The sequence below is a fragment of the Photorhabdus thracensis genome (genome assembly GCF_001010285.1).
GTDB classification, from domain to species: Bacteria; Pseudomonadota; Gammaproteobacteria; order Enterobacterales; family Enterobacteriaceae; genus Photorhabdus; species Photorhabdus temperata.
Genome location: NZ_CP011104.1, coordinates 1,643,072 through 1,657,777 on the forward strand (window position 1 = coordinate 1,643,072; position 14,706 = coordinate 1,657,777).

The 14,706-nt window shown below is 42.5% G+C and carries 11 protein-coding genes and 1 tRNA gene; 4 read left to right on the forward strand and 8 right to left on the reverse strand.

Going from position 1 to position 14,706, the window contains the following annotated elements:
• Window positions 1-207 precede the first annotated feature (207 nt).
• Window positions 208-1,395, forward strand: coding sequence for a multidrug efflux MFS transporter periplasmic adaptor subunit EmrA (emrA, locus tag VY86_RS06685; protein ID WP_046974388.1), 1,188 nt, complete (start codon window positions 208-210; stop codon window positions 1,393-1,395).
• Window positions 1,396-1,402: 7 nt separating this feature from the next.
• Complete coding sequence (locus VY86_RS06690; protein WP_046974389.1) at window positions 1,403-2,920, forward strand: DHA2 family efflux MFS transporter permease subunit; 1,518 nt, start codon at window positions 1,403-1,405, stop codon at window positions 2,918-2,920.
• Window positions 2,921-3,102: 182 nt separating this feature from the next.
• Here the strand turns inward: VY86_RS06690 and ilvA are convergent, their stop codons facing one another.
• The 6 genes from ilvA to ilvL all read right to left on the reverse strand — a co-directional run bounded on the left by ilvA (window position 3,103) and on the right by ilvL (window position 9,686).
• Complete coding sequence (gene ilvA, locus VY86_RS06695; protein ID WP_046974390.1) at window positions 3,103-4,674, reverse strand: threonine ammonia-lyase, biosynthetic; 1,572 nt, start codon at window positions 4,672-4,674, stop codon at window positions 3,103-3,105.
• 4 nt (window positions 4,675-4,678) lie between these two features.
• Window positions 4,679-6,529 carry a dihydroxy-acid dehydratase gene (gene ilvD, locus VY86_RS06700; protein WP_046974391.1) on the reverse strand — a complete coding sequence of 617 codons (1,851 nt, stop codon included), beginning with the start codon at window positions 6,527-6,529 and terminating at the stop codon, window positions 4,679-4,681.
• Window positions 6,530-6,597: 68 nt separating this feature from the next.
• A complete protein-coding gene (locus tag VY86_RS06705; RefSeq protein ID WP_021322833.1) occupies window positions 6,598-7,524 on the reverse strand; it encodes a branched-chain amino acid transaminase in 927 nt (308 codons plus the stop codon).
• Between the two features lie 23 nt (window positions 7,525-7,547).
• Entirely contained in the window at window positions 7,548-7,805 is a 258-nt protein-coding gene (gene ilvM / locus VY86_RS06710) for an acetolactate synthase 2 small subunit (RefSeq protein WP_046974392.1), read from the reverse strand.
• Window positions 7,802-9,448 (reverse strand): acetolactate synthase 2 catalytic subunit, encoded by a 1,647-nt coding sequence (ilvG, locus tag VY86_RS06715; protein WP_046974393.1) that lies wholly within the window; start codon window positions 9,446-9,448, stop codon window positions 7,802-7,804. Before ilvG ends, ilvM begins: the two co-directional genes overlap by 4 nt.
• A gap of 139 nt (window positions 9,449-9,587) precedes the next feature.
• Window positions 9,588-9,686, reverse strand: coding sequence for an ilv operon leader peptide (gene ilvL / locus VY86_RS23120; RefSeq protein ID WP_071880991.1), 99 nt, complete (start codon window positions 9,684-9,686; stop codon window positions 9,588-9,590).
• A gap of 645 nt (window positions 9,687-10,331) precedes the next feature.
• Between ilvL and VY86_RS06720 the strand changes: the two genes are divergently transcribed.
• Complete coding sequence (locus VY86_RS06720) at window positions 10,332-11,855, forward strand: YifB family Mg chelatase-like AAA ATPase (RefSeq protein WP_046974394.1); 1,524 nt, start codon at window positions 10,332-10,334, stop codon at window positions 11,853-11,855.
• 47 nt (window positions 11,856-11,902) lie between these two features.
• Here the strand turns inward: VY86_RS06720 and VY86_RS06725 are convergent, their stop codons facing one another.
• Window positions 11,903-12,241 carry a MaoP family protein gene (locus VY86_RS06725; RefSeq protein ID WP_046974395.1) on the reverse strand — a complete coding sequence of 113 codons (339 nt, stop codon included), beginning with the start codon at window positions 12,239-12,241 and terminating at the stop codon, window positions 11,903-11,905.
• 125 nt (window positions 12,242-12,366) lie between these two features.
• On the opposite strand from VY86_RS06725, the gene hdfR reads away from it, so the two are divergent.
• Window positions 12,367-13,203: an HTH-type transcriptional regulator HdfR gene (hdfR, locus tag VY86_RS06730; protein ID WP_046974396.1), complete on the forward strand. Its 837-nt coding sequence runs from the start codon at window positions 12,367-12,369 to the stop codon at window positions 13,201-13,203.
• Between the two features lie 1,420 nt (window positions 13,204-14,623).
• Here the strand turns inward: hdfR and VY86_RS06735 are convergent.
• Window positions 14,624-14,699: transfer RNA gene (locus tag VY86_RS06735), tRNA-Trp, on the reverse strand.
• Window positions 14,700-14,706 lie beyond the last annotated feature (7 nt).

Below are 14,706 nucleotides of genomic sequence, written 5' to 3' on the forward strand. Positions count from 1 at the left end.
CAATCCAGTCGCTCTGATAAATGTTAATAACGATAATAAATAATTTTAATACTAATAATACTTGTGGCATTAAGTGCTAAATATTACCCATTTTCATTTTATCAAGACGAGAAGATCTTGACCTTGTAGTCAACTCCAAGGTGTTTAATCAAGCATAAACACATTAATAGTCTAATTTATTTTTGATCACAGTTATGGGAGAGGAACATGGCCGAAGAAATAGAATCAGTTCCAGTACAATCACCTCCGCTTAATGAGAAAAAATCAAAGCGAAAGCTAGCATTGATCCTCACAACTCTCTTATTTGTTTTTGCCGGATTAGGTTACTTTGCCTACTGGTTTGTTGCACTACGCTATCATCAAACTACTGATGATGCCTACGTTGTCGGTAATCAGGTGCAAGTGATGGCTCAAATCACCGGTAGCGTAACGTCTATCCATGCCGATAATACAGATTTCGTTCAGCAAGGAGACGTTCTGCTACGTTTAGACTCTGTTGATGCAGAACATGCTTTTGAACGGGCGAAAAATATATTGGCTAATAGTGTCAGACAAACTCACCAAACCATCATCGATAATGAAAAGCTGCTGGCTAATATTGAACTAAAACAGACTGCGCTACAGCAGGCTCAGGATGATTTAAAACGACGTGAACATCTGGGGCTCACCGGTGCTATTGCCAAAGAAAATCTGATTCATTCCCGTAATAGTGTTCAAATGGCAAAATCTGAGCTGAATGTCGCCCAACAACAATATTATGCCAACAAAGCGTTAGTTATAGACACCCCATTGGAACAACAGCCAGCTATTAAACTCGCCGCTTCCCAGCTCCGAGATGCATGGTTAACCTTACAGCGCACTCAGATTGTCGCGCCGGTGACTGGTTACGTTTCACGCCGCAGTGTTCAGGTCGGCTCACAAATAAAAAGCGGCGCCCCGCTGATGGTTATCGTACCGGCAGATCAACTCTGGGTCGAAGCTAACTTCAAAGAGGTTCAACTCGCCAATGTGCGTATTGGTCAGCCGGTAACTCTGATTAGCGATTTCTATGGCAATGATGTCATTTATCGAGGCCGAATTGTTGGTCTTGATATGGGGACCGGCAGTGCATTTTCTTTACTGCCGGCACAAAACGCCACCGGTAACTGGATCAAAGTGGTTCAACGTTTGCCTGTCCGTGTTGAACTGGAAGCACAACAACTTATTGATCATCCTTTACGAATTGGTTTATCCATGCACGCCACTGTCGATACCAGAAATCAAGATGGTTTGGTCCTTTCCGATACCCCCCGTAAAGGCATTGTTTATGAAACCAGCTCCTTGTCTTACAACACCGGAGAAATTGATCGGCTAATTAACGAAATCATTCAAGCTAACAACAGTAAAGATGAGTGAGGTTAACATGCTAAAAGAGCCATTATCAGGAGCCAAACTTGGCTGGCTAACCCTGGCTTTAGCATTAGCCGCTTTTTTACAAATATTGGATCTGACCATTGCTAACGTTGCAATATCAACAATTGCCGGAGACTTGGGTTCCTCAGTATCGCAAGGCACTTGGGTAATTACTTCATTCGCTGTTGCTAACGCGATTTCTATTCCATTAACAGGCTGGTTAGCTAAACGGTTTGGGGAAGTCCGGGTCTTCTTAATATCAATGCTATTGTTTGTCATAACCTCTTGGCTGTGTGGTATCTCCAATAGCCTGGAAATGCTGATCATTTCCCGCATTCTACAAGGCATCTCAGCCGGACCAATCATGCCTCTTTCGCAAAGTTTGTTACTAAACAACTATCCTCCGTTAAAACGCAATATGGCACTGGCATTGTGGTCAATGACTATCGTTGTCGCTCCGGTTTGTGGTCCAATACTCGGCGGTTGGATCAGTGACAGCTATCATTGGGGATGGATATTTCTAATCAACGTCCCGGTAGGCTTTGCCGCCATCGCTATCACTTGGATGTTGTTAAAAGATCGGGAAACTGAAACAAAGGTCAGGCCAATTGATGCCGTAGGGCTTATTTTATTAGTTATCGGCGTCGGTTGTTTTCAGTTATTGCTTGATCGAGGAAAAGAACTTGACTGGTTCAACTCAACAGAAATTATTGTATTAGCGATTATCGCAGCTATTGCCGTGACTTTCCTGATCATTTGGGAACTGACCGACGATGATCCGATCATTGATTTATCACTCTTTAAATCACGTAATTTTACTATTGGTACTTTATGTATCAGTTTGGCCTTTTTACTTCACATCGGCACTCTCGTTCTGCAACCTCAGTTATTACAAATGGTCTTTGGTTATACTGCCACCTGGGCAGGGTTAGTTATGGCCCCATTAGGGATGGTTCCCATAATACTTGCTCCACTCATTGGCCGTTTCAGTTCAAAAATCGATATGCGTTATTTGGTTATGTTCAGCTTTATCGTTTTTGCCCTGTGCTTTTTTTGGCGAGCTCATACCTTCGAGCTGTCAATGGACTTTGCCACCGCTGCCTGGCCACAATTTATTCAAGGCTTTGCTATTGCCTGTTTAATTATGCCGCTAACAGCCATTATATTATCCGACGTTGAACCGGATAAAATCGCCTCCGCGGGTAGCTTGTTCAACTTTTTACGCACTCTGGCAACATCTGTGGGTACTTCAATTACGACGACCATGTGGTCCCGCCGTGAAGCTGTCCACCACGTTCAGTTAACTGAATCGATAACCGCCCATAACCCTATTGCCCAACAAGCCTATCAGAAAATGGAACAATTAGGGATGTCACAAGCTCAAGTCGGTAGCTCTCTGGCACGTGAAGTCACTAATCAGGGATTGATTATTGCCGCCAACGAGATTTATTGGCTATTTGGGTTTATTTTTCTGATTTTGCTGTTCTTTATCTGGCTGGCAAAACCTACGGTTGGAGCAAAGAAGTAACATTATGATAAATAAAATAAACTGGATGACTACCTCATCAGCACTAATAACCATAGTCAAAGAATCCAGGGCTATTTCCAGTGAAACCTCAGAGAATACAAAACCTTGTCAAAATAGCACCTTTCAAGGCGCTATTTTGTTGTTCTATGAAACATGTTTTTTCATCGTCAAAATGCTTATCATCATCCAGCTGTTTCAGATGACTGACACATTAAAAAGAACTTAAACGCAGGAGTATCTGTCTCATCGTGATACCCATAGCCCAACGCGTCAAGGTGACGCTTAAAACGCACTTCTGTTCCTGACAATTCAAATGCCGCTAACACCCGACCATAATCGGTACCATGATTGCGGTAATGAAATAATGTAATCTTCCAGTAAGTTCCCAATGTTTGCAGGAACTTCAGCAAGGCTCCCGGTGATTCAGGGAATTCAAAACTATACAAACGCTCACTCAATGGCTTAGATGGACGACCACCAACCATATAGCGGACATGTAATTTCGCCATTTCATCATCTGAAAGATCTGCAACCTGATATCCTGCGGTACGCAATTCCTCAATGATTTCCCGTCTCTCCACCTCACCACGACTCAATCGGACACCAACGAAAAGACAAGCTTGTTCAGGATCCGCATCCGTATAGCGGTAATTAAACTCTGTTACCGCCCGATCGCCCAATTTCTGACAAAAACGCAGAAAACTCCCCTTTTGTTCGGGAATAGTCACAGCCAACAGTGCTTCCCGTTGCTCACCCAATTCACAGCGCTCAGAAACATAACGTAACCCGTGGAAATTTACGTTAGCACCGGAAAGAATGTGTGCCAGCCGCTCACCTTTGATCTGATGCTGCTGAACATACTTTTTCAATCCAGCCAGTGCCAATGCTCCGGATGGTTCAGCAATCGCACGCACATCTTCAAACAGATCTTTTACCGCAGCACAAATGGCATCACTGTCCACCGTGATAACATCATCCACATATTGCTGACACAAACGAAAAGTTTCATTACCGATACGCTTAACAGCAACACCTTCGGCAAACAGGCCAACTCTTGGTAAATTTACCGGATGCCCGGCTTCCATCGCTGCTTTCAGACAAGCTGAATCTTCCGCTTCCACCCCAATAATCTTAATTTCTGGCATCAGTTGCTTAATCAACACAGCAACTCCAGCAACCAAACCGCCGCCGCCAACAGGCACAAAGATTCGATCCAGATGTACATCTTGTTGCAGAAGTTCCATCGCCAGTGTCGCCTGACCTGCGATGACATCGGGATGATCAAACGGTGGAACAAAGGTATAACCTTCCTGCTGTGCCATTTCTATTGCTTGAGCTTTAGCTTCATCAAAATTGGTGCCGTATAGCAGAACTTCGCCACCGAAACTACGGACTGCATCGACCTTGATATCCGCAGTGGCAACCGGCATAACAATCAGAGAGTTAATTCCCAGTCGATTGGCGGAAAGCGCAACCCCCTGAGCATGGTTACCAGCTGATGCCGTAATCACCCCCCGGCTTTTTTGTTCCTCAGTCAAACCCGCAATCATCGTGTAAGCGCCACGGAGCTTGAAACTGTGAACAGGCTGCCGGTCTTCCCGTTTTACCAAAATAGTATTTTCCAAACGGGTAGAAATTTTCTTCATTTCCTCTAAAGGCGTCACCTGAGCAACCTCATAAACAGGCGCACTTAACGCCGCTTTCAGGTACTCGGCACCATTTGGTGCGGAAGTTAAGGGACGAAATGCAACCATACAATTATCCCCCTAACTTAGATTTATCGCGGACAGCCCCTTTATCTGCACTGGTCGCCAATGAAGCATAAGCTCTCAGGGCAAAAGATACCTGACGTTCACGGGATTTCGGCGTCCACGCATTATCTCCGCGGGTAAGTTCCACCGTTTTACGGGCAGCAAGTATCTTTTCATCCACATCAAGTTGGATTTTCCGCAGTGGAATATCAATATCAATGATATCGCCATCTTGAACCAAACCGATCAAGCCACCATTAGCGGCTTCTGGCGAAACGTGGCCTATCGATAAACCAGAGGTACCACCGGAGAAACGGCCATCTGTAATCAATGCACAGCTTTTACCCAATCCCATGGATTTCAGATACGTTGTCGGATACAGCATCTCCTGCATTCCCGGCCCACCTTTTGGCCCTTCGTAACGAATGACGACCACATCACCAGCAACGACTCTGCCACCCAGGATCGCATCAACCGCATCTTCCTGACTTTCATAAACTTTAGCTGACCCACGAAATGTCAAACTGTTCTCATCAACACCTGCGGTTTTTACAATACAGCCATCTATAGCCAAATTGCCAAACAAAACTGCAAGGCCACCATCCTGACTGTATGCATGTTTGAGGTCACGGATACAACCTTCTACACGGTCAATATCCAAAGAAGGCCAACGGCAATTCTGTGAAAATGCCTGAGTAGTACGAATACCCGCGGGGCCTGCTGAATACATTTTCTTTACCGATTCATCTGCCGTCAGCATCACATCATACTGCTCAAGCGTTTGCAGCAAATCCAACCCCAAAACATTTTTAACCTGACGATTCAACAGACCAGCTCTATCCAGCTCACCTAAAATACCCATCACACCACCAGCACGATGGACATCTTCCATATGGTATTTTTGTGTGCTTGGGGCAACTTTACACAAATGAGGAATTTGACGAGACAGACGGTCAATATCCGCCATAGTGAAATCGACCTCCCCTTCCTGTGCCGCAGCCAGTAAGTGAAGTACAGTATTTGTTGAACCGCCCATGGCAATATCCAGCATCATCGCATTTTCAAATGCAGCTTTCGTTGCGATATTACGCGGCAGAGCGCTGTCATCATCTTGTTCATAGTAGCGCTTAGTCAGCTCAACAATACGTTTGCCCGCGTTCAGAAATAGCACCTTACGATCCGCATGAGTCGCCAGTAACGAACCGTTCCCCGGCTGAGACAGACCCAGAGCTTCTGTCAAACAATTCATAGAGTTAGCAGTAAACATCCCAGAACAGGAACCACAGGTTGGGCAAGCTGAACGCTCAATCTGATGACTATCCTCGTCACTGACATTAGGGTTTGCGCCTTGAATCATGGCATCGATCAAATCCAATTTGATAATCTGATCCGACAATTTGGTTTTACCGGCTTCCATGGGGCCACCGGAAACAAAAATCGCAGGGATATTCAAGCGTAGGGCTGCCATCAACATACCTGGTGTGATTTTGTCACAGTTAGAAATACACACTATGGCATCAGCACAGTGAGCATTCACCATATATTCGACAGAATCAGCGATCAATTCGCGTGATGGCAGAGAATAGAGCATACCGCCATGCCCCATTGCGATACCATCATCCACCGCTATTGTATTGAACTCTTTTGCAACACCACCTGATGCTTCAATCTGCTCGGCAACCAATTTACCTAAGTCCCGCAAATGAACATGCCCCGGAACAAATTGAGTAAATGAGTTAACTACCGCAATAATTGGTTTACCGAAATCTGCATCGGTCATCCCTGTCGCACGCCATAAAGCGCGGGCCCCAGCCATATTGCGGCCATGGGTCGTGGTGGCAGAACGGTACTTAGGCATTATTCTTCACTCCCGTGTTATCAAAACAGGCGGGGAACGAACCGCCCGTTAAATTATTTATAGTTTTATTAAGGATTTACTGGATCTAACCAGCCCCATTTATCTTCTGTTGTGCCATCAAACAAACCAAAGAATGCTTGCTGAATCTTCTTGGTGACTGGCCCACATTTACCAATACCAACCTGAATATCATCAACACTGCGAACAGGTGTGATTTCAGCCGCTGTACCAGACATAAAAACTTCATCCGCCAGATACAGAGATTCACGCGACAATACCTGTTCACGAACTTCCAGCCCTAAATCTTTCGCTAGTTTGATAATGGCATCACGGGTAATTCCTGGTAATGAAGCTGAGGTAAAGGGTGGAGTGAACAATACACCATCTTTTACTTCAAACAGATTTTCACCCGCTCCTTCAGAGATATAACCATAAACATCCAGAGCAATACCTTCCTGATACCCATGACGGCGGGCCTCACTACCAACCAAAAGAGAAGACAGGTAGTTACCACCCGCTTTGGCAGCCGTTGGTATTGTATTTGGCGCCGCACGGTTCCATGAAGAAACCATAGCATCAATTCCTTGATCCAGTGCATCTTCGCCCAAATAAGCTCCCCACGGGAAAGCAGCAATAATGACATCAGTTTTATAACCGGCGGGTGGATTAACCCCCATTCCAACATCCCCAATAAAGACCAGTGGACGTATATAAGCACTGACTAAATTATTTTTACGAAGCGTTGCCCGGCACGCTTCCATCAATTCATCAACACTCTGACTCACGGGCATACGGTAAATCTTTGCAGAATCATGTAAACGCTGCATATGCTCACGATGGCGGAAAACAACTGGCCCTTTATAAGAATCATAGCAGCGAACTCCCTCAAAAACCGACGTACCGTAATGTAAAGCATGTGACATTACGTGAACTTTAGCATCTGCCCAAGGAACCATCTCGCCATTGAACCAAATGTAATCGGATTGCTTCGTCATTCTCTTATTCCTTTATTTCTACGTTATGCACGTATTAATTGTGATTTCGGTTGCAGAATCTTGACACCAGCGACATCCACTAATTTAGTCAATTGTGAAGACAACAAATTAACAGATCTTTGGCTGGCAACAATTAATTCGATATTAACATTATAGCCATCCATTGTTTGGTCCATATTCATTGAACATATCTGAAATCCACGATGACGCGCTACTCGTAAGATACGTTCTAATATTTCAGGGCAGGAACGAGCCTGGATTGCAAGTTGATGCTGCATCATAATGATTTCTCCAACATAGTTTCATTGCTTGCACCGGGAGGGACCAACGGCCAAACGTTTTCTAATTCCTCAATGGATACCTGTAATAAATACGGTCCCTTACTGTTGAATAACGCATCCAAAGCTTCATCAATCTGTGATTTATCAGTGATATGTTGCCCAGGAATATCAAAAGCTTTCGCTAATGCGACAAAATCAGGGTTATCCGTTAATGTTGTTTCGCTATATCGTTTATCAAAAAACAGTTCCTGCCATTGCCGCACCATTCCCAGCCGCTGGTTATCCAACAGTAAAATTTTTACTGGTAACTGTTTACGTTTAATTGTCCCCAATTCCTGAACATTCATCATGAAAGAGCCATCACCGGATACACAGATCACCATATCCTCTGGTCGGGCAATTTGAGCACCAATCGCAGCAGGGATACCAAATCCCATCGATCCCAGCCCACTGGATGTAATAAAATTTTCAGGCCCATCAAAAGTCATATGTTGAGCTGTCCACATCTGATGCTGTCCAACATCGGTGGTAACAACCGTGTTTAATGTTTTACGATCTGAAACCTGCTTCAATAACAACGGTGCATAGATAGCCTCACCCTGATGGCCGTAGCACCAAGGATATTCAGCTTTCAGTCGCTTAACTTCCTGCTGCCAAGACATAATTGATAATGGTTGCTGTAAACGAGGCAACAACGCTTTTAAATCCCCCAGCAATGACACATGAGCCTGACGTAATTTCCCCAGCTCTACCGGATCGATATCCAGATGAATAACTTTTGCATTCGGCGCAAAGGTATTGAGTTTGCCAGTCACGCGATCATCAAAACGGGCACCTGCGGCAATCAGCAAATCACATGCCTGAACAGCAAAATTTGCAGCTTTCGTACCATGCATCCCAAGCATTCCCAGATAACATGGATGTTCAGTATCAGCAGCACCCAAACCTTTCAACGTGGAAACAACCGGCATACCTGTTTCCGCAACAAAATTACGCAGAACAGAAACTGACTGAGACATACCGACTCCGCCACCAACATACAGCACTGGCTTTACCGCAGCCGCAATCATCTTCCGGGCTTGTTCTAATTCATTTTCAGTGCAGGATATCTCTTGCTCAACAGGAACCAGATGTGGGGTTAAATTCCCCTCTTTCAGCTGAATATCTTTAGGAATATCAACCAACACCGGGCCAGGTCGACCACTGGTCGCAATAGAAAAGGCTTCAGCCATAATTTGAGGTAAATTTTCCAGGGAGTCCACTAAGAAGCTGTGTTTAGTGCAAGCAAGGGAGAGACCTAAAACATCGACTTCCTGAAAGGCATCAGTTCCAATCAATTCAGAACTAACCTGACCAGTGATAGCGACAACAGGAATAGAATCTAACAACGCATCAGCCAATCCAGTGATTAAGTTTGTTGCTCCCGGTCCGGATGTGGCAATACAGACTCCCGGCTTACCACTGGCTCTCGCATAACCAATTGCAGCCATAACAGCGCCCTGTTCATGCCGACAAAGTAAGTGCTCCACGCCACCATCGTACAAAGCATCGTAAACCGGCATGATTGCACCACCAGGGTAGCCGAAAACCTGATCAATACCCTGCGTTCGTAATGCTTTTACAACCCACTGCGCCCCGTTCATTTTTCATATCCCCTGTGTTTACCCTGTGAGACAAAATTTTGTTCTGTTGTATGTTTTTGTCTCTGACTGATTTTTGCTTGCCGAAAAAAAACCCCCGCGCCTTTCGGTGCGGGGGTCTTCGAGAGATCTGGCTGTTCGTCTAAGCCTTTCTTCGTCTAAGTGCAGCCCCGCACGGTGGGATAATAATCACCACCACGCTGACGATAACTAGGCTAATCACTTGGACGAATATGTTCATAATCTTGGTCGTTTTAACTCGTTTGTTTAATCTATATTAAGAGTTATCACGTTCTTCATAGCTTGACAACTTTTATTTTGTTTTATTCCTCAGCATGAAAAAATATTTTTTATTTTCAATTAGATAATTACAAATTGGATTATTTTCCCATAAATAAATTAAATTTAGGTGATAAAATCCAGATTATTATATAAAAACAATATATCACATTAATAAATAACAAATAAAACAACTCATTCAGCTAAAGCCAAGTAAATATCTTATTATTAATCACCTAGGTGACAAAAACCTCAGTTAATAAATAAAGCAAAAATATATAAAACACTAATTTAACTTACTGTGAAAACATATATAAACTTGAATTCAAAATAAATGAAAGAACCAATATCAAAACATCGAAAAAAAATAATAAAAAACCATCATGAAAACAATATGAAAAATAAATTACATGATTAAATTTACGGATATAAAACAAATAAATATCAATTAATTGAAATAAAAATCATCTAACGAAAATTTAAGAAAACAATTATTTTAGCCACCTCGTAGAATATTTCTTAGAGCCGTCTCGCAAAAAAATAATAAGACACTATTTATTATCTCAATTCAGCCCATCATATGCGTTTTCTTACTAAGGAGAATAAGATGGCCCTCGCTGTTATTTATACCAGAGCGACTATAGGTATTCATGCCCCCATTGTTACTGTTGAAGCGCATATTAGTAATGGCTTACCTGGATTAACTCTGGTTGGTTTGCCTGAAACAGCCGTAAAAGAAGCAAGAGATCGTGTCAGAAGCGCATTGATCAACAGCGGGTTTACCTATCCGCCTAAAAGAATCACTGTCAATCTTGCACCAGCAGACCTCCCCAAAGAAGGTGGCCGTTATGATTTGCCGATTGCTATCGCTATTCTGGCAGCTTCAGAACAAATACCTGCCGATAAACTGAACCGTTATGAATTTCTTGGTGAACTCGCGCTATCCGGGGGCTTACGGAGAGTTAATGGCGCAATTCCAGCTGCACTAAGCGCGGGAGAAGCAGGCAGGCAACTTATTCTATCGACAGAAAACGGAACAGAGCTGGCAATCTTATCTCAGGATGCAACGTTAATGGCAGAACACCTCTTGCATATCTGCCACTTTCTTCAAGGAGAAAAACAACTGCTGACAACAACAATCCGGCATGAATTTTCAACAGAACAATCACAACCGGATCTTCAGGATATTATTGGTCAGGAACAAGCAAAACGCACACTGGAAATCGCAGCAGCAGGCGGACATAATCTTTTACTACTTGGCCCACCTGGGACAGGAAAAACGATGCTGGCAAGCCGCCTATGCAGTTTATTACCGCCATTAACAAACAAAGAAGCCCTTGAGGTTGCCGCTATCAATAGCCTGGTAGATACCTACCTTCCACCGGAACAATGGCATACACGCCCATTCAGAGCGCCTCATCACAGCTCTTCAATGGCAGCGCTGGTTGGCGGTGGTGGACTTCCTAAACCCGGTGAAATATCACTTGCTCACAACGGTGTGCTGTTTCTGGATGAACTTCCTGAATTTGAACGCAGAGTCCTTGATGCCCTCAGAGAACCACTGGAGTCAGGGGAAATAATCATATCCAGAGCCAGGGCAAAAGTTTGTTTTCCTGCTCAGGTTCAATTAATAGCAGCAATGAATCCCAGCCCTACAGGCCATCATCAAGGAATTCATAATCGAAGTAATCCTCAGCAAATACTTCGATACCTGGCAAAACTTTCCGGGCCTTTTTTAGATCGCTTTGATCTCTCAATTGAAGTTCCTCTGTTACCCATTGGAACATTGAGTAGCCCAGTTAGATCAAGCGAAAGCAGCAAAAATGTAAAATTAAGAGTACTGACAGCGCGAGAAATACAATTGAAACGCTGTGGAAAAATTAATGCTCATCTGAACAGTAAAGAGACCGAAGCATTTTGTAAGCTCAAACCTAACGATGCCGTGTTTCTGGAAGAAACACTAACAAAGTTAGGGCTTTCCATCCGGGCATGGCATCGAATTCTGAGGACATCCCGGACACTCGCCGACTTAGAAGGAAAAAAAGAGATAGAAAAACCACACATTATGGAAGCCTTAAGCTACCGTAGTATGGACAGGCTATTAATACAGTTACAAAAACAATCAGGTTAAAAATAAAAAAAGGGGCAAAGCCCCTGCACTCATCACTTGTGATGATATTAATCATCAGTGTCGGTATAGTCATCAGAAGAATCAACCTGAGGCTTACCACCTGACAGGGTATGAAAACGTTTTGGACGACTAATCCTTACCAAATATTTGGTCCATACTTTTTCTTCCATCGTCACAGGCTGACGTTCACCCCGGCAAACAGCAACAAACAGTTTTTCTATTTCTGTTTGAGGCTCACGTTTACCGAGATCTAACTCATTGAACGCATGACCATGACGCTCTAGCAATTGCGCCTCTTTAATGGTGAAATCGCCATGGCGGGAAAACCCGCGAGGATAATGTTTGTTATCAAAAAAACGATTAGTCGTGATGAAGCTTTCGGCCATCTGACACACTCCTAATTCTATTACTGTTACTATCATGCTAATTATGGCGCGGAGTATTAGATAGGCCTGGCGTTCTGTAAAACAAAACATTTAAATCTTAACGATAAAAATTATTGGAGAAACATGTGGACACCGAATTACTGAAAACCTTTCTGGAGGTCAGTAAAACTCGTCACTTTGGCCGGGCAGCCGAATCACTATACCTGACACAATCAGCAGTCAGCTTTCGCATACGCCAATTAGAAAACCAATTAGGTGCTAATCTTTTCACGCGTCATCGCAATAACATCCGTCTTACGGCCGCTGGCGAACGCCTTGTGCCGTATGCAGAATCACTGATGAATACCTGGCAGTTGGCTAAAAAAGAGATAACACATGCATCTCAACATACTGAATTGACAATTGGCGCTACCGCATCATTATGGGAAGCGTATTTAACTCCTTGGTTACAAGATTTCTATAAAAGACATCAGGAACTAAGATTAGAATCCCGGGTTTCTACGCGGCAATCCCTTGTTAAACAACTTCATTCGCGTGAGTTAGATCTACTAATAACGACTGAACCACCTAAAATGGATGAATTCCAAAGCTTGTTATTAGGGAATATTTGCCTGAAATTATTAACGACAGAAGAAAATCTGAAATACCAAGTTGAAAACTACATCAAATTAGAATGGGGAGCTGATTTCCATCACCAAGAACAACAGATTTTAAAAAGTGAACAATTGCCCATAATCACAACCACTTCAGCACATATAGCTCGCCAACTGCTCAATAGTGTCAAAGGAGCCGCCTTCCTACCAATACACTGGCAAAACGAATATTCAGAACTTGTCTCTTACCCAAATACTGAACTAATTGAACGCCCATTATACGCTATATGGTTACAGAACAACGATCAACAAGCATTGATTCAGCAGCTATTAAAAATACCTGTCATCAATACTTCTACAAGAGATTAAGAAGCATTTTATGCAACTCATTCAATTAGTGGATCTATGTTCTACAAGATTCCCAGATAGGAGTGTTACACGGAAACAGAAACGAAAATAGTAAGAGGGAACAAAATTTTAGATCGCGCAGGAGGCGGGATTACTTTCGCCATCCTTCCACATATCCACCTGTTTGCCAAATAATCTTCACTTACTTACGCACTATGTCATAATTTAAGACTGTGACTTGAATCAGAAAACCCAAAACCACAGTGAAGAAGGGTAAGATGATTTTGAATAACTGACTAAACGAACCTACCCTCATCGTCTGGATACTCAATACTCTTACCTTGCCATTCGACTTAGGTAAATTTTGTTTTAAACTTTAAACCGAACTTCATTTAATAAGAAAACTGTCACGATTAGAGTGTTCACTAAGACTTAATTGACACAAATACTTTAAACATAATTAACTCAGAAAAATTTTACAGCAAAGTCGATAATTTTTGTCAGCAATTTGTACACTAATAGTATCAGTAATAAATTGAGAATAGATTCAGATGCATCAACCGCCTAGCTTCTCTCTTATAAACAAAATCTCGAAATATTACATCTTTCACAGTTTTTTATAGTTAGCTATCCCTCTATTTATCACCATGTAAGACCTATTTATTGATGAAATATGTAAGAAGTCACACTAATAATAAATATCCATAAATAGATAAAGGAAAAGTTTCATTACTATGGAAGCGGATAATACTGAAAAAATATTACCTAATTGAAACGATGTTTATTACGTTAAGCAATATTTCTCACATAGAATACTTAAAACATCGTAGCCCGATCAGTTTCCTATTAGAGGCGGTAGATGCATTGATCACCTACGCCTTCTAACCCCAAAAAGAGTCTGAATCTACATGCCAGTGAATTAATTCATGAAAAAGATGCTTGAACACTAAATCTCAAAGACAATAAAGAATATGCTGTTATAGTTTACTTTTAGATACGAATCCAACATTCAAGTCAAAATTAAGATAATAAACTAAATAAGATCCCAAAATAGTGCTACATCTTATACTACTCATAATTCTATATATAACAATGATTTGAAGACGGCCATGTGTAGCAGAATTATGAAACGTTATTTAGCAACACCCTTTAATTGATCAGTCAAGAGATGCTTTCTCTGTATGTAAAAGTGACAATAAAGATATTAAGTTTAAATAATTTTTTGTTCGTTAAATCAATATATTGTGTCTAACTAATATTTCCCTTGCCAGATACCCAGAAGACTTTCTACTCTGAGTCACCCCTTAATTATCACGGTCAAAAAATAATATCTACCAAAGTGATATGTATTCATTATGTACAGTACAGATAAGAAAAAACCCAGCTAAATAGCTGGGTTATCAATATTGCGAACTACCTTAGTTATTACTTAGTTTATAACTGGCAGGGGCGGAGAGACTCGAACTCCCAACACCCGGTTTTGGAGACCGGTGCTCTACCAATTGAACTACGCCCCTAAATAAG

Coding starts and splice junctions, on each gene's coding strand:
- emrA (WP_046974388.1), top strand. CDS start 208: ATGGCCGAAGAAATAGAATCAGTTCCAGTACAATCACCTCCGCTTAAT.
- VY86_RS06690 (WP_046974389.1), top strand. CDS start 1,403: ATGCTAAAAGAGCCATTATCAGGAGCCAAACTTGGCTGGCTAACCCTG.
- ilvA (WP_046974390.1), bottom strand. CDS start 4,674: ATGGTTGCATTTCGTCCCTTAACTTCCGCACCAAATGGTGCCGAGTAC.
- ilvD (WP_046974391.1), bottom strand. CDS start 6,529: ATGCCTAAGTACCGTTCTGCCACCACGACCCATGGCCGCAATATGGCT.
- VY86_RS06705 (WP_021322833.1), bottom strand. CDS start 7,524: ATGACGAAGCAATCCGATTACATTTGGTTCAATGGCGAGATGGTTCCT.
- ilvM (WP_046974392.1), bottom strand. CDS start 7,805: ATGATGCAGCATCAACTTGCAATCCAGGCTCGTTCCTGCCCTGAAATA.
- ilvG (WP_046974393.1), bottom strand. CDS start 9,448: ATGAACGGGGCGCAGTGGGTTGTAAAAGCATTACGAACGCAGGGTATT.
- ilvL (WP_071880991.1), bottom strand. CDS start 9,686: ATGAACATATTCGTCCAAGTGATTAGCCTAGTTATCGTCAGCGTGGTG.
- VY86_RS06720 (WP_046974394.1), top strand. CDS start 10,332: ATGGCCCTCGCTGTTATTTATACCAGAGCGACTATAGGTATTCATGCC.
- VY86_RS06725 (WP_046974395.1), bottom strand. CDS start 12,241: ATGGCCGAAAGCTTCATCACGACTAATCGTTTTTTTGATAACAAACAT.